The 15,889-nt window shown below is 45.0% G+C and carries 10 protein-coding genes and 2 riboswitches; of the genes, 9 read left to right on the top strand and 1 reads right to left on the bottom strand.

Annotated elements, in window-relative coordinates:
- Positions 1 to 20: 20 nt before the first annotated feature.
- Together KUA50_RS08745 and KUA50_RS08740 are read left to right on the top strand one after the other, a co-directional pair.
- Positions 21 to 512 carry a C-GCAxxG-C-C family protein gene (locus KUA50_RS08745; RefSeq protein ID WP_022110774.1) on the top strand — a complete coding sequence of 164 codons (492 nt, stop codon included), beginning with the start codon at positions 21 to 23 and terminating at the stop codon, positions 510 to 512.
- A complete protein-coding gene (locus tag KUA50_RS08740; RefSeq protein ID WP_218457769.1) occupies positions 509 to 2,167 on the top strand; it encodes a vWA domain-containing protein in 1,659 nt (552 codons plus the stop codon). Before KUA50_RS08745 ends, KUA50_RS08740 begins: the two co-directional genes overlap by 4 nt.
- Positions 2,168 to 2,185: 18 nt before the next feature.
- Here the strand turns inward: KUA50_RS08740 and KUA50_RS08735 are convergent, their stop codons facing one another.
- Positions 2,186 to 2,650, bottom strand: a complete 465-nt coding sequence (locus tag KUA50_RS08735; protein WP_118117339.1) for a copper resistance protein NlpE — start codon at positions 2,648 to 2,650, stop codon at positions 2,186 to 2,188.
- A gap of 255 nt (positions 2,651 to 2,905) precedes the next feature.
- Here KUA50_RS08735 and KUA50_RS08730 point away from each other — a divergent pair, with 255 nt between their 5' ends.
- From KUA50_RS08730 to KUA50_RS08700, 7 genes are all read left to right on the top strand, one after another.
- Positions 2,906 to 3,583, top strand: a complete 678-nt coding sequence (locus KUA50_RS08730; protein ID WP_218457768.1) for an HAD family hydrolase — start codon at positions 2,906 to 2,908, stop codon at positions 3,581 to 3,583.
- Between the two features lie 146 nt (positions 3,584 to 3,729).
- Positions 3,730 to 3,987, top strand: a riboswitch (cobalamin riboswitch).
- A 129-nt stretch (positions 3,988 to 4,116) separates the two neighbouring features.
- Entirely contained in the window at positions 4,117 to 6,123 is a 2,007-nt protein-coding gene (locus KUA50_RS08725) for a TonB-dependent receptor domain-containing protein (RefSeq protein ID WP_256624338.1), read from the top strand.
- A gap of 35 nt (positions 6,124 to 6,158) precedes the next feature.
- Entirely contained in the window at positions 6,159 to 7,307 is a 1,149-nt protein-coding gene (locus KUA50_RS08720) for a YncE family protein (RefSeq protein WP_218457784.1), read from the top strand.
- 9 nt (positions 7,308 to 7,316) lie between these two features.
- Positions 7,317 to 8,555, top strand: a complete 1,239-nt coding sequence (locus KUA50_RS08715; RefSeq protein ID WP_218457766.1) for a cell surface protein — start codon at positions 7,317 to 7,319, stop codon at positions 8,553 to 8,555.
- 61 nt (positions 8,556 to 8,616) lie between these two features.
- The gene (locus tag KUA50_RS08710; protein WP_218457765.1) at positions 8,617 to 11,814 is read left to right on the top strand and encodes a DUF5074 domain-containing protein; all 3,198 of its coding nucleotides are present in this window, start codon (positions 8,617 to 8,619) and stop codon (positions 11,812 to 11,814) included.
- A 284-nt stretch (positions 11,815 to 12,098) separates the two neighbouring features.
- Positions 12,099 to 12,274: riboswitch (cobalamin riboswitch) on the top strand.
- A 72-nt stretch (positions 12,275 to 12,346) separates the two neighbouring features.
- Positions 12,347 to 14,452, top strand: coding sequence for a TonB-dependent receptor plug domain-containing protein (locus KUA50_RS08705; RefSeq protein ID WP_218457764.1), 2,106 nt, complete (start codon positions 12,347 to 12,349; stop codon positions 14,450 to 14,452).
- 42 nt (positions 14,453 to 14,494) lie between these two features.
- Positions 14,495 to 15,655 (top strand): YncE family protein, encoded by a 1,161-nt coding sequence (locus KUA50_RS08700; RefSeq protein ID WP_218457763.1) that lies wholly within the window; start codon positions 14,495 to 14,497, stop codon positions 15,653 to 15,655.
- Positions 15,656 to 15,889 lie beyond the last annotated feature (234 nt).

Raw genomic sequence — 15,889 nt, 5'->3', positions numbered from 1 at the left:
AGTGAAATAATTTAGGAAATATGAATCAAGAAAATCAAATATTGTCTCCTGAACTGGAGGCTCGTGTGCATCAGGCAGTGGAGAATTTCATGCAGGGCTATGGCTGCTGCCAATCTGTGGTGGCTGCTTTTGCTGATCTGTATGGTCTCGATGAAACAATGGCTAAACGTATCGGTGCTGGCTTCGGCGGCGGAGTGGGTAGAATGCGCATGATGTGTGGCGCAGTATCAGGTATTGTCGTACTGGTGGGGCTGGACTGTGGTCAGACCGAAGGCGACGACCGGGAAGGTAAGTCTGCCTGCTACAAGGTAGTGCAGGATTTGTTAGCTAAGTCAAAGCAGCAGAATGGCAGTATCATCTGTGCTGAAATCCTCGGTCTGAAAGGATATGAGAAGGCACAGTCCAGTTATGTGGCTTCAGCCCGTACGGCAGAATACTACAAATCTCGCCCTTGTGCTGCAAAGGTGGAGAGTGCAGCCCGCATCTTTGCTGAATATCTGATGGAAAAATGAAATATCAGACCAATAAGGACTTGGTTGAATCCCAGTTCTACCTGAAAATGCTGGATGATTTCTGCAAGTCGGGACAGGTGAAAATTCCTGATCCGGCAAGTACTGTCATGCCTTGGAATTTGAAGGAAGATCCGCTCAAGGATTATCTGATTCACCTCTTTACCTTGAAAGTTACTATTGCAGAGACAGGTGAAGAGGTGCAGAAATTCCAGCGCCAGGTGGTTAACAGCAGAATCAAGAGCAAAATTTTCTATGAGACTGTAGGAAAATTCATCGTGGAATGTGTTCACCACATGAGATTCCAGCGACAGAGAGCCTGGACGGAAAGTCATCGGGCTGATGATGTGCTCGACTGGACTCCCTTCCGTAGGATGAACGAAGAGGTTTGGAGACCCTTGCTTGACCAGATTGATGAGGAGCATCGGAATGATGGATTCGACAAAACTTTCTTCCTCCGGCTTTTCGGGGAGGAGTCTATTCAAGCTAATCATAATGGAGAAATTCATGATGGAGATACTGACAGGTTGCATTCCTCTATCGGCGCTTCCAAAGCTGAGAACTGGGAACGGCTGGTAAGGGATTGGAAGGCTTGTATAGAGCAGCAGGTGATTTCTAAATTGAAGGACTTCATAGCGCTCAGACAGACTCATTTCGAGACCGGATTGGTCCGCATGATGGATCAAATAACCCGCAATATGAAGTTGAAGGGTATTTCTGAACAGCGGGCGGTTCAGGCATGGGAAATGATGAAGAACGCCTGGACAGAGACGGAATTTGAGCGTCGACTGAACGAGATGAAAATACAGGATCAATATCCTGAAATCAAGGAGATTGTAGCGAAGATGGGACGTGTGGCGGATGCCAATGGTAAGGACCGGCTGACCATCGCTTCGGGTGTCGATATGAAGATGGAACATTCCTCAGGAAGTGATATTGAGGGCATTACCGTGGGCGATGATCTCAACTCGCTTCTTCCGCTCGAACTTGCACAATACAGTGATGAGGACATGGAGGGACTCTTTATATATAAGTATCGCACGCGTAGGTTGCAGACTTTCCGCTACAAGAGTGAGATGGCTAAGCCTTCCCGCAAACTCGGTTTTACACATGCCTCCCGCAAGGGTCCTATGATAGTCTGCCTCGATACTTCTGCGAGTATGTATGGCACTCCTGAAAGAATTTCTTCCACGCTCATTTCTCTGATAGAAGAAACGGCAGAAGAATTGGAGCGAGACTGTTTTCTGATAGATTTCTCGGTGAGTACACGTGCCATCGATCTCATGGCTAAGAGAAAGGCAGAACGGCTGAAGAAGATTGGAATCAATATTGTGGAAGGGACGGAAGATACGGCATCAGCCAGTCATCTCCCTTTTATCGGAGGAGGAACATCTGCGAAAAAAATGATGAGCCAGATGTTCGAGTTGCTCGATCATGATGGATTGCATTATGTGAATGCAGACGTACTTTGGATAACCGACTTCCTGATTCCGAATCCCTCGCAGGCTATGCTGTCGAGATTCAAGGAATACAAGGAGACGGGCACCCGTTTTTATGGCATCCGTATTGTCAGAAGCGACGATAAGGAGCCGAATGAATGGAAGGCTTACTTCAACCAGATTTATACCGTCAGGTATCGTCCTTTGAGGCGATACTGACGGTTGAAGTCTGTGGGCTTATTTCTTCTTGGTCAGCACATAGTGCTTGGCCATTGCGCCCTCTGGTTCTGTGCCGAGAGAATCGGTCATGATGAGACTCTGGGCATCCTTTACCTTGTAGTATGACTTCTCGCCACTTGAAGGGCGGGTGATTTCTACTACGCCATTAGCCAGCATCTTGAAGATTCCGCTTGCTTCGTCGTGACCATCCTTGCGCTCGATATAGTCGGCTGAGTACTGGTAAGTACTGTCGGCATTGAGTGTGAGCACGGTCTTGATACCTGGGCAATCGGCTGCAGGGAGTGTTCCTTCGTAAGTTCCTGCGATAGAATCGAGGACGAAGGCATTGGATTCGAGTGAATCCTTCTCTGTATAGCTGAGACTATCTTGGTCAGCTTCCTGATTGTTGGTTTTCTTGCTATTGCAAGAACCAACTGACAGAGCTGCTATGACAGCTGCTGTCAAAACTAATTTCTTCTTCATAATGAATTCCTTTACTGTTCTTACGGCAAATATACGCTTTTTCTTCACTATCTGCAAACTTTTGCATAAGAATTTATGTAATATTTAACATTCGCCGTTCTATCAGTAAAAGTTGTTAAAGAGGTAATGTGGGACTTAATCGTCGCCCCAAATTTGGTGGAGTCGCAAAATATCGTTAACTTTGCAATCGTAAAGAGAAATCTCGGGAAAGTTATCTTTACAATAATAGATTTTTAAACAGTTTATAGAAGAAATATGAAATATATTATCTTTGATTTTGACGGAACTATCGGAGATTCTCAAAGTCTGATCGTCAAGACTTTGCAGGACACGATGAGGGCCAGGCATCTCGAAGTGAAATCGGATGAGGAATGTGCCAAGACTATCGGTTTACGACTGGATGAGGCTTTCGTCTCGCTCTTTGATATGAGTGATGAGGAAGGGATGGAGTGTGCTGCTACTTATCGCGAGATATTCCTGGAAAACAAGCAAACGATGATCGTAAAGCCGTTTCCTCATGTGATAGAAACGCTCAGGGAGTTGCATCATCGCGGATTTGTATTGGGAATGGCAAGCAGCAGAAACCATTGCTCGCTGGATGGATATGTGAAACAGATGCAGTTGGAGGATATTTTCTCCTCTATTGTGGCGGGTGATGATGTGGAGCATGTGAAGCCTGCACCCGATATGGTATTCAAGGCACTGGGAGAGATGAGAGGAATGAAAAATCCTGTAACTTCGCCTGATGACGTGAAGGATATGCTTGAAGAAACCTTAGTGGTTGGTGATATGAATTTCGATGTGGATATGGCGCATCATGCCGGTTGCAGGGCCTGTGCCGTAACTTATGGAAACGGAACCCGTGAGCAGCTTGCCGCTGCAGAATGGATCATTGATGATTTCGCCGAACTTCAGAAAATCCTAAAAGGATAAATGTTTCAGAAAACATAAAATGCTCAAGGAGTAAAAAGATAAAATCAAGAAGTAAAAGAATAAAACAGGAAATGAATGAAAGATTATTTTATCGCTTGTAGAATAAAAAAGCAGGTGAAATAATCTTTTATTCATTTTTTTATTGTACCTTTGCACTCGCAATTGGTTCGCTGCCACTTCCTGCCGCCGCAGGCATGGAGGGTGCGTAGTGATTAAAAGGGAATCGGGTGAGAAGCCCGGACAGTCCCGCTGCTGTAAGCGTCTTATTGCGGTAAGCACCATGGTCACTGACATTTTTTCGGGAAGACCGCTTGCCATGAGTTTTGCATCTTTTTATGGTTAACATAGAGTGAGATGCTGGGAGGATGCAAGTCAGAAGACCTGCCGTTGCCATCGGAAACGATATGATTAAAGGTTGTCTTTAGGGTAAGAGATTCCGATGATTCTATCCAACCCCGTGGGATGGGTTCGTGATGGAGACATACTATTTATTTACTTATTATATTAAGGTATAAGAAGATTAAATGAGAATAATGAAATTACTGCTATGCGTCGTGGGATGCATGGTAGCAAGTGGGGTACTATATGCGCAGAAGCAGCATGTAGGTAGTTTGGATAGTATTCATACTATTAAGGAAGTTGTCGTAGTGGGTAATAATACTCCGAGTGTGATTCCGGCACAGGTGATGACAGGTGATGAACTGCAGCGGCTCAACTCGATGAGTGTGGCCGATGCCCTGCGTTTCTTCTCGGGTGTGCAACTCAAGGATTATGGTGGTGTGGGTGGTATCAAGACCATCAACATCCGTTCTATGGGTACCAATCATGTGGGCGTGTTCTATGATGGTATAGAACTCTCCAATGCACAAAATGGACAGGTGGATTTGGGAATGTATTCACTCGATAATATGCAGACTATCTCGCTTTATAATGGACAGAAAAGCCAGATATTTCAAGCTGCCAAGGAATTTGCTTCGGCAGGTTCGGTGTATCTGCAGACTCGTGTTCCAGAATTTGAAGAAGGTAAGGCTTATCATCTGAAAGCGAAATTCAAGACTGGTTCTTTCGATCTGGTGAATCCATCGCTGCTTGTCGAACTGAATCTCTCTGATAGGGTGAAAGTTTCCTTCAATGGCGAATGGCTCAGCAGCAGTGGTAAGTATAAGTTCCGTTACCGTAGAAAGGCAGTAAAAACCGATGAAATCATGTATGATACAACGGCTGTAAGAGAGAATGGTGATATTCGTGCCACCCGACTGGAGGGAGCCTTATTTGGTGACGTTAAGGGAGGTGACTGGATGCTGAAAGCATATAATTATACCTCAGAACGTGGTGTGCCAGGGGCTATCGTTAATAATGTATGGCGGCGAGGCGAGCGTATCAGCGACAATAATTCTTTCATACAAGGTTATATTCATAAGCGCTTTTCTCCCCATTACCAAACGAAGTTAATGGCGAAATACTCTTACTTTCTCACCAAGTATGTCAACAAGGATACCACGGTAATGCTGATAGATAATGTGTATCGCCAGAAGGAGTTCTATCTGTCCACTCTGCATCAGTATGATCTTTGCTCTTGGTGGAAGGTGTCATGTGCTTATGATTTCCAGTGGAACAACATGGATGCTGATATGTATGGATTTGTGCATCCTACTCGCTGGAATCATATCGTGTCTTTAGCCACAGCAATAGCCTGGGGTGGATTCAAGATGCAGGGGAGTGTGGTTTATAATTATGTACATGATGTAACAAGGGATGCAGAGGCACCAGCTGATAAGAATACCTGGTCGCCGGCAGTGTTTCTCTATTATAAGCCGTTCCAAAACATAGGTTTCTCCTTGAGGGCCTTCTATAAGAAGAGTTTCCGCATGCCAACCTTCAACGACCTCTATTATGCAGAGATGGGCAACTCTAAACTTAACCCGGAATATACCACCCAGTATGATGTGGGATTTGCATATTTCAGTCCTCGTATGAAGGGAATATTGTATGAGTGGGCTGTGCAGGTGGATGGGTATCGTAATTTTGTGAGTGATAAGATTGTGGCTTATCCTAAGGGAGCACAGTTCCGTTGGACGATGCTCAACCTGGGCAAAGTGCATATCAATGGACTCGATGCCAAGGTAAGTGCAACTCTCCGACCATTGCGCAAACTTTATGTTACTACTCGTCTGCAATATACTTACCAGCAGGCCATTGATGTAACCAATCCTGCCGATACCTATTATCGCGACCAGATACCATATATTCCATGGAACAGTGGTTCGGCTGTGGTACAGATGGATTACGGAACTTGGGGTTTGAACTATAGTTTTATTTATACCGGTGAGAGATATAACCAGCAGGAGAATATCATCTATAATCATACACAGCCATGGTATACTCACGACCTCTCTCTGCAGAAAAGTTTCAATTGGAAGGATTACAAGGCTCGTGTAGCCTTAGAGGTGAATAATCTCTTCAGCCAGGACTATGATGTGATACTCAATTATCCGATGCCTAAGCGCAACTATCGCCTCACGTTGACGTTTGAGATGTAATAATGGTGGCACGCATCAAAAAAAATAAAAACATGATGAAAAAGCTATTGCTATATTTACTAATAGGTACATGTTTGGTAAGCTGCCGCGAAGATGAAGTGGTGGTTCCTACTGAGTACGAAATTATCCCCGAGGAGGTGAAGCCGGGACAGAAAATTATCGGCATGTACCTGCTCAACGAGGGCAACATGGGTAGCAACAAGAGTACGCTCGATTATGTTGATTTCTCACAGGGGTATTATGTACGTAATCTCTATGCTGAGCGCAATCCTCATGTTATCAAGGAATTGGGTGATGTGGGCAATGACATTCAGATATATGGTTCCCGAATTTATGCCGTCATCAATTGCTCTAATAAAATAGAGGTGCTGGATGCTCGCACAGCTCATCGCATCGGGCAGGTTAATATCCCAAATGTGCGCTATGTGCGTTTTCACAAGGGGTATGTCTATGCCACTTCTTATGTAGGACCGGTGCAGCTCAATAACCCTGATGCGGTTCAAGGAGCAGTCTATAAGATAGATACGCTTTCGCTGAAGCCCGTGGCTAAATGTACGGTGGGATTCCAGCCCGATGAACTTTGTGTGTTGGGACAGTATATCTATGTGGCAAATTCAGGAGGATATATGGCTCCCAATTATGACAAGACCGTGTCGGTGATAGAAATAGAGGGATTCAAGCAAGTAGAGAAAATTCCAGTGGGTATCAATCTCCATCATATTAAAGCTGATAAGTACGGCAAACTTTGGGTAACTTCCCGGGGAGATTACCAGAACATCCACTCCAATCTCTATGTGTTAGTTAGAAAGAAAGGACGCAACGAGATGGAGGTAACTGATACGCTCAACATACCTTGCAGCAACTTCTGCATCAGTGGCGATTCGCTCTATTATTATGCCACGGAGTGGAACAACTATACACAGAAGAATACCATCACGTATGGTATCGTCAATGTAAAGACCCTGAAGAAAGTGAGCGACTCGTTTATTACCGATGGGTCGGAAAAAAACATCACCATCCCCTATGGTATCAATATCCATCCGGAAACACATGACATCTACGTGACAGATGCCAAAAACTATGTTTCGAGTGGGGTGTTGCACTGCTATAATCGGTATGGAGTGAAAAAGTGGAGTGTGAGGACAGGGGATATTCCTGCCCACATGTGTTTTCTTACAAAATAATGGAAGACGATGAAGATAAGATTATGTGATATATTGATCAGTTTGTTGCTGGGGATGGGATTGTCGAGTTGCCATCAGGACTTGGAAAACGTCTCATCGGGACTCAATGACTACTATTACATAGAGCGCATGCGTAAACTCCGACTTTCGCCAGCCTATGAGGGCAAGAGCTATCGATGGACGGTGCAGACTTCAGATGGGCGGGATTCCCTGCTTAGTACGGATCGGGATTATGTGTTTCTTTCCGAAAAAGAAGGCACTTACACGCTTACTTTCTCCCTCGATGATGGGGAGCGTGGATATAAGCATATTTTTCCCGTACAGGTGGTACATGAGGATACTGAGTATAGTCCATATACAGCTAAAGTATATGAGTATCGACCTGCACCAGGGCAGTTTGTCAATACCATGCCTATTTATGAAAAGGGCGATAATGAAGAGACAATGCGCCAGAAAGCAGAAGATGATCTGACCAACGATGTGATGATTTCGTTAGGTTCCTACGGAGGTTATGTTACTTTCGGTTTTGATCATACCGTCATCAATGTGCCGGGGCAGAAAGACTTCTTTATTAAAGGAAATGCTTTCTATAGCGATATTCCCGCCTATAAGGACATGAAAGGAGGTTCGGCAGAACCGGGCATTGTAATGGTGGCGTTCGACCGCAACTGTAATGGCAAGGCGGATGATGATGAGTGGTATGAGTTGGCTGGCAGTGAATATTACAAGCCGGCAACGCTCAAAAACTATGAGATAACGTATCGCCGTCCGGATGATTTCCATAAACCGGTCCCTGATGTAACGGGGATGCTGACCGATACCTTGTATATCCCTTGGACGGATAATCGTGGTGAAAGTGGCTATGTAGCAAAGAACTCATTCCACACGCAGAGTTATTACCCGGAGTGGATTAAGGCTGATGAGATGAAGTTTGAGGGAACTTTGTTGCCTCAAAACGGAGTGGACGAAAGTCATATAGGAACCTACTATGTACTTTATTCCTATCCGTGGGGATATGCTGATAATCATCCCAATGCGGAACAAGACCTCTGTTCCTTTGATATTTCCTGGGCTGTAGATAAGCAGGGAAATCCTGTGCATCTGCCAGGGGTTGATTTCATTAGAGTCTATACTGGAGTGAGACAGTATTGCGGATGGGTTGGAGAAACTTCCACGGAAGTGGCGAGAGCACAAGACTTGCATGTGGAAGTTAAATCGTCTTTACCTGATGATCCATTAGGTGAATAGATGATTGGTGATAAGAGAATAAATAGTTAATTATTATAAGTTTAATTTTAAGGTAATAAGTATGAAGAAGAAACTTTACTTTCTTTTATTGATGCTCTTGTGCACAACTTTTGCATTTGCACAAGTCAGCGTTCAGGGGGTACCTCGCAAATTAGCGAGAAGTGCCAAGGCTGAGATAGCCTCAGTCATGCCTAATATTGATTTTGATAATATCCAGTATTGGGTAGGAAATGGTAGAAATCATGCTGCTCTCGTTGTAAAATGGGATGATGGTAAAGGTAACAACACGAATTTAGTGTGGGGGTATAGATGGAGTGGTAAAGCCACTGGTGTGGATATGCTGAAAGCTGTTGCTGCTGCCGACCCACGCTTTTATATGTTAGTGAATGAGGGTACTCAATATGGTACTGCTGTTGGAGGACTTGGCTATGACATCAATGGGAATGGAAACATCAAACTATTGAATGGTAGTAGTTCCTTTAGTCTTACTGCTGGTACCTATAATTGTGCAGATTATACATTTGATAAGTTTACTTCTAATGATGCGTCAGATCACTGGTGTGCTGGTTGGTATAATGGCTATTGGAGTTATTGGACAACTAACTCTTTGGATCAAGCGTATGGCTATTCGTCAGTAGGAGCAACTTCACGAGAACTGACCAGTGGTTGTGTTGATGGATGGTCTTATATCTCAGATATGTCAAACTGGTATAGCAATGACATGAGTGGAAAACTCGAATATGTTTCAACTCTTACTGTTCCTTCTGCTAAAGCTAAGATAAAGTCAGCAACAGCAGAGACAGGCAAGGTCACAACAGTAAACAATTTAAAGGAATTTGCTGAGGCACTGAAAAATGCAACAGATGGCGAGACTATTAAGTTCCGTGAGGGATTGCGTGGTACTGAGTTTGATACATCGGGCATATTAGATTATGCAGAGATTAACACCAGTGTTACTATTAATGGCAATGGTGTTGTCTTGACAAATGGTCCTCTTCCTTTGAATGCTTATCCGAGTGATTATAAGACAATCCGCATAACTGATTTCGTCTTTAAGAATTTGCAAGAAAGTGCTTTCTATTATGCTCCTTATAAAGGAGGAAGTTTGACTATTGACAGGTGTGTTTTTGATGGTATCTCTGGAAATGGTGATGGCGTTGGTTGTGCTATCAGTGGTACATCAGCTAGTAAGGATATAAATGTTACTATCAGCAACTGTCGTTTTTCTAACATTAAAATGACAGGAGAGGGTAGTGTCTTAAATATTTGGGAGTTGCCTAATAAGGATTTGGTACATCTTAATCTTGTATCTTGTACCTTTGCTGATAATGATAAGGCTTCAGATGGTCTTATTTGTGTAGTGAATGCTCCACATGTACATTTTGCTAACAATGTGTTCTATAATAATGGAGATGGTATTACTCTTAATATTAAAAGTGATGATGCGGCAAAAGACGTTGTTTCTTATGGATATAATGTAATAAATGGTACGATTACTGAGTCTGCAAAATCTCGTCTACTGAACAGTGATATTTGTAGTACAGACCTTTCTCCTGTAGTCAAGTTCGTTGATGGAGAGTACCAGGTAGTAAAGAATGGTGCTGCTTATAATCATCTTCCTGCCAATACGAAGATTGAAGGCATTACATTGCCAGAACGTGATGTACTTGGTACAATTATAGATTACTCTCAGCCAACTCAGACTGGTGCTTGCCAGTTGGTATATGATGAGAATGCTAATACAGACTATACCAAGGGAACATTTATTGTTAATGAAGACTGGTATGGTCATCAGAACTCTACTATCAACTTCTTAACTGATAATGGCGAGTGGGTTTACCGTGTTGTTCAGAAAGAGAATCCTGGTGTAGAGTTGGGATGTACTGCTCAATATGGCCAGATTTATGGCGATAAGTTCTATGTGACGTCAAAGCAGGAGAAAGACCCTGGAGCTTCTGTTGTCGGTGGTCGTGTCAATATTCTTGACGCCAAGACCATGAAGATGGAGAAGCAAATCCAGACGATATCTACCAATGCCGATGGCCGTGCTTTTCTTGGCGTAGATGAGCATAAAGGCTATGTTGGTACAAGCAATGGTATCTTTATCCTCGACCTCGATAAGCAGGAAATTGCTGGTAGTGTGGAGGGAACCACAAATGGTGGAGGTAGTGCTTACGATCAGCTTTATAGCGGACAGATTGGTAGTATGATTCGTGTTAACGATCGTGTATTCGCTGTACACCAGAAGAGTGGTCTTCTTGTTATTGATGCCAATACTGATAAGGTTGAACAGGCTATTGCTGCACCTGAAGGATGGGGCTTTGGTTCTGTAGTTCTTTCAAAAGACGGAAACCTCTGGTTGAGTTTAGCTGCCACATCGGGTTCAGGACAGGCTGATAACAGAATCGTAAAGCTTAATCCTAACACTTTGGAGCAGACCATCATTGTTTTGCCAGAAGGTATCTATGGACCTGCTAATTCATGGTATGCTTGGACTCCTGATTGTTTCTGCGCAAGCAATCAGCAGAACGTGCTTTATTGGAATGGCGGCAGCTCTTCTTGGTTTAGTAACTATACTATCTATAAGTATGATATTGACAACAATAAGTTCTCTAAGTATCTTGACTATACAGATGCGGCTGATGGCTTCTATATCTACGGTTGCTCATTCCGCGTAGATCCTGTAAGTGATGATGCATACGTTAGTTTGTTCAAGGGCTTTACTGATGCTACTTATGTGGTTCGCAAGTATGATGCAGAGGGTAAACAACTTGCAGAATATCCAATGATTTCTAACTATTGGTTCCCATCATTGCCTGTTTTCCCTGATAATGAAGCTCCTGTGATTGCTAATCCTGTAGGAGATTTGACTTTGGCAGCTGATAAGACTGCTACTATTGATCTGAAAGATCTTGCCACTGATGCAGACAACTTTGATGCTGCTATCGTTAAGAGTGTGAAAACTGTCAGTGATGCATCTGTGTTGGATGCAAAGATGCAGAATGGTTCACTTATCATCACCCCAAAGAAGGAGGGTGAAGCAGCAGTAACTATCAAGGTAAACTCTAATGGTAAGTTAGCTGAAACTACATTCGTAGTAACCGTAACTCCTGCTACTGGTATTAAGAATATTACCACTAATGGTGCAGTTGAGGTGGCTCGTTTTTCTGCTGACGGCAAGCGCATCTCTGCTCCTCAGAAGGGTCTCAACATCATCCGCATGAGCGATGGTTCTACTCGCAAGGTAGTAGTGAAATAATTCCGCTTTCTATCTATCAGTAGAATATTTGAAAAATAAAATAAGCCCAGAGTAAATTGCCCTGGGCTTTTTCGGTTCTTATCATTTTCGATTTTTTCTTTTTCATTTCCGAATATTTATTCCTCCATCAACTTGCGGTAGCGGCCCTTCTTGATTTTTGTGCAAAAAATAAAATGGCAGATTACCAAATAAAAGGCGATGAAGTTGATGTCTTTTCCGAAAAAATGTCGTAAATTTGCTCCCGCAATTGGTTCACTGCCACATCATGCCGCTATAGGGATGATATTTTTCTTGGGAAAGATGATTACTCGGAAAGGAGTGGGTTGTGATTAAAAGGGAATCGGGCGAGAAGCCCGGGCAGCCCGCTTGTCATGAGTTTTGCATTCACGAAGTCTTTAGGAATGAGGAGTGCTGAAGAAGGTTGCAAGTCAGAAGACCTGCCGTTGCCATAGTTTTCTGCTATGATTCTATCCTCCCCCGTGGGATGGGTGTGTGATGGAGATATTGATAATAATATAAAAAAATAGAATGAATGAAGACATTGAGGAAGTTTTGTCTCGGTGGCTTGCTACTGTTGTATGTGCAAGTTAGTATGGGGCAAGATTCCATTCGTACCGAGCACTTGCAGGAAGTAAAAGTGAATGCTCGGCAGCACTGGATACTTACGAGCACATCGCCTCTCCAGCTTTTGGACAAAGGGGATATGTTGAGGCTTGGCGTTACGGATATGGCAGACGCATTGCACCGCATGCCAGGCATCAATCTGCGCGACTATGGTGGGGCAGGAGGAATGAAGACGGTAGCCGTGCGTGGATTCGGAGCGGGGCATACGGGTGTGAGTTACGATGGTGTGCTGCTCAGCGAATGTCAGGGCGGCGAAATTGATGTGTCCCGTTATTCGCTCGACCAAGTGCAGACATTGCGACTCACCATTGGTGACAACGACGACATTTTCATTTCGGCTCGGCAAGCCTCGGTGGCAGCTTTACTTGCCATCGAGACTATGAGCGAGATTCCCATCGGCAAGCAGCCTCACCTCTCTACTCAGTTGCAGGTGGGGTCCTTCGGATATGTCTCGCCTTATCTGCGCTATGTGCAGAGGTTGTCAGATAGGTTCACACTCCAGGCGATGGGTGAATATACCTATGCCGAAAACGACTATCCTTTCATCTTGCACAATGGTAAATATACTACCCATGAGCGAAGAACCAACAGTCGCATGAACTCGGGGCATGGCGAACTGAATATGCACTGGATGATGGGCAGACGAGCCGATGGCATGAGCCGGAGCCAATTGTGGGCAAAGCTCTACTATTATGACAACGACCGACAGTTGCCTGGCATCGTGAGATATTACACCGATGTAGCTGCCGAGCAGTTGCACGACCGCAACGTCTTTGCTCAGGCGAGATGGCAAGCCAGAAGTCTTGATGACCGTTGGATGCTGAAGGTGCAAGCCAAGATGAACTGGGCGAGCTCTGCCTATCAGGACACGCTCGTGGCAAATCGGCGCAATGATGCCACCTACTGGCAGAGGGAATATTATACTTCGGCAGCACTGATGTGGATGCCGGATGATGGCTGGGCGCTGGATTACTCTGCCGACTGGATGATGAACTCGCTCAACAGCACCCTCGCCACCGACCTGCGACCTCATCGACATGGCATCCTGCAGTCGCTCTCCGCCCGATATGCGAAGGGAAGATGGGTGGCTCTTGCCAGGATGCTGGCTTCGGTTTACCTCAACAGCGTGGGGCGCAAGATAGAGACTCAGCAAGGTAGCGCCAATCCTACCAAAGCAGGACAGGCTGCCAAGGATGCACGCCGGCTTTCGCCATCGCTTTCGCTTTCTTATCGGCTCCTGGGGAATGGTACTGCCAGCGATGAGCTTTATCTCAGGGCTTCGTACAAGGACATCTTCCGAGTACCTACTTTCAACGAGAACTATTTCTTCCATTATGGAAGTTCTGATTTGAAGCCTGAGAAAACCCGGCAGTTGAATATCGGGCTTACGTGGAAAAAAACTTCTTCGGGAGATGGGGGAAGCGGCGAATCTCTACGTTATAAGGGATGGAATGTTCAAGCAACGCTGGACGGCTATTGCAATCGGGTGACCGACAAGATTGTGGGCGTTCCTTACAATATGTTCGTTTGGCGTACTGTGAACATGGCACGTGTTGATGTCGTTGGCGCGGATGCCTCTTTGCGTAGTACCTGGCAGATGGCTCCGGGGCAGCAACTCTCGCTGCAAGGGTCGTATAGCTACCAGCACGTGGTGAATCATACCGATCGCTCGTCCAAATATTATGGCAATCAAGTAGCCTATATCCCTCTGCACTCGGGCAGTATTGCCTTGGGGTGGGAGAATCCTTGGGTGAATGTCTCGCTCCATGGACAGGGAATGAGCAAGCGATGGGCCAACAATGAACATTATGAAGGCACCGAAGTGGAGGGTTACTGGGACATGGGACTGACGCTCTATCGTCAGCTCGACGACCTACACCTCTTTGGCAAATCCCTGCGAGGCGTGAAGGTAAGGATGGATGTGAAGAACCTGCTGGCGAAGCAGTATGAACTCGTAGGGCATTATCCGATGCCTCGCCGCAGCTGGATGTTCAGCATCGGGTATAACTTCTAGATAGTAACAAATTAGATTCAAATATAAACAGAAAAAAGAAAAATGAAAAAGTATTTATTAGGTTTGGCGGTGCTCTTGATGGGCACTGCAGTGATGACATCATGCGATCCTGCCGAAGACTATCCTGAGACTTATCTCCAGGTGTATAGTACGGGCGCTTACGTTGTGAATTCTGGTAACATGTATAGCAAGATCGAGAGCTCTCTCACAGCCATCGACTATGCTTCAAGCACAGCTACACAGAATGTATTCAAGACTGCTAACGGTCGTTCGCTCGGTAATACTGCCAATGATGGCATCGTATATGGCAACAAGATTTATCTCGCCGTAGATCAGAGCAACACCATCGAGGTAATCGACAAGAAAACCAAGCAGAGTATCAAGCAAATCAAGACCACAGAGTTGCTGGGCAATGCCGAGGGCGCCGAGCCTCGCCATATTATCGCTGATGGTGGCAAGGTTTATTTTACCACATACGGTGGATATGTGGCTGCCGTGGACACCACAAGCTTTGCTCTTCAAAAGAAGTGGCAGGTGGGCAGCTATCCTGAGAGCTTGGTCATCGGCAATGGCAATCTCTATGTAGCTAACAGCAACTACGGTTATGGTGGTGGCAACATCTCTTGCATCAATCTTTCCAACGACAATGTTGAGACTAAGAATATCGAGGGCGTGAACAATCCTACCAGCATCTATTATGCATCTAATGTTTTGTATGTTCTCGACAACCCAGTATATGGACCTGCTCCTGACTATGCGACCACTGGCGAGAATGCCCTACGTGCAGTGAGTTTCGCCGAGGGCAAGTCGCAGAAGGTGGCAGATGGCAACTATGCTGTATGCGTAACCCCTGGTACTACAACACGTACGGCGCAGTTGGTTCGTTCTTATTTCTTTGTGCTCAATGCACCTTATGGCGGCACTCCTAGCGTGAGCGTGCTTGCAGCAGGAAGTACACAACCACAGGCGCTGACGCTCTCTGAGATGCCTGTGAGCCCATGCGGAATCTTTGCCGACCCATTGAACGGTCATATCTTCGTGCTCTCTTATAAAATGGGCGATAAAGGTACTCCAGACTATAATGGTAACGGCTATGTAGTGGAGTATGACAGCGCAGGTCAGAAGCAGCATGAGTATGAGACTGGCGTAGGTTCTTGCGCTATGTTCTTTGACTCTGCCTACAAGACTGCATACGCAGAATAAGATGTCGCGAGACAGATGATTATATAACTCATCCAATCCATGGGGAAGTGTCGTTTCGGCGCTTCCTTTTTTTTGTGTGTCGGGCATGCTGTTTTGTTGTGTGTCATCAGTGTTTGCTGATGATTGTGGTTTGATAACCCAGCAGATAACGATTAATGTTCCTAAGGCAGGAACACTGAGTAGTTTGGGATAATTATACTCTTTGAAACCAAAAAGAGGGTGCGTCTTGTACTT

The sequence above is a fragment of the Segatella hominis genome, assembly GCF_019249725.2.
GTDB lineage: Bacteria > Bacteroidota > Bacteroidia > Bacteroidales > Bacteroidaceae > Prevotella.
Note: the sequence above shows the minus strand (reverse complement) of the source record. Positions and strands in the feature narration are given on the sequence as shown.

Coding starts and splice junctions, on each gene's coding strand:
- KUA50_RS08720 (WP_218457784.1), top strand. CDS start 6,159: ATGAAAAAGCTATTGCTATATTTACTAATAGGTACATGTTTGGTAAGC.
- KUA50_RS08705 (WP_218457764.1), top strand. CDS start 12,347: ATGAAGACATTGAGGAAGTTTTGTCTCGGTGGCTTGCTACTGTTGTAT.
- KUA50_RS08730 (WP_218457768.1), top strand. CDS start 2,906: ATGAAATATATTATCTTTGATTTTGACGGAACTATCGGAGATTCTCAA.
- KUA50_RS08715 (WP_218457766.1), top strand. CDS start 7,317: ATGAAGATAAGATTATGTGATATATTGATCAGTTTGTTGCTGGGGATG.
- KUA50_RS08740 (WP_218457769.1), top strand. CDS start 509: ATGAAATATCAGACCAATAAGGACTTGGTTGAATCCCAGTTCTACCTG.
- KUA50_RS08700 (WP_218457763.1), top strand. CDS start 14,495: ATGAAAAAGTATTTATTAGGTTTGGCGGTGCTCTTGATGGGCACTGCA.
- KUA50_RS08710 (WP_218457765.1), top strand. CDS start 8,617: ATGAAGAAGAAACTTTACTTTCTTTTATTGATGCTCTTGTGCACAACT.
- KUA50_RS08735 (WP_118117339.1), bottom strand. CDS start 2,650: ATGAAGAAGAAATTAGTTTTGACAGCAGCTGTCATAGCAGCTCTGTCA.
- KUA50_RS08745 (WP_022110774.1), top strand. CDS start 21: ATGAATCAAGAAAATCAAATATTGTCTCCTGAACTGGAGGCTCGTGTG.
- KUA50_RS08725 (WP_256624338.1), top strand. CDS start 4,117: ATGAAATTACTGCTATGCGTCGTGGGATGCATGGTAGCAAGTGGGGTA.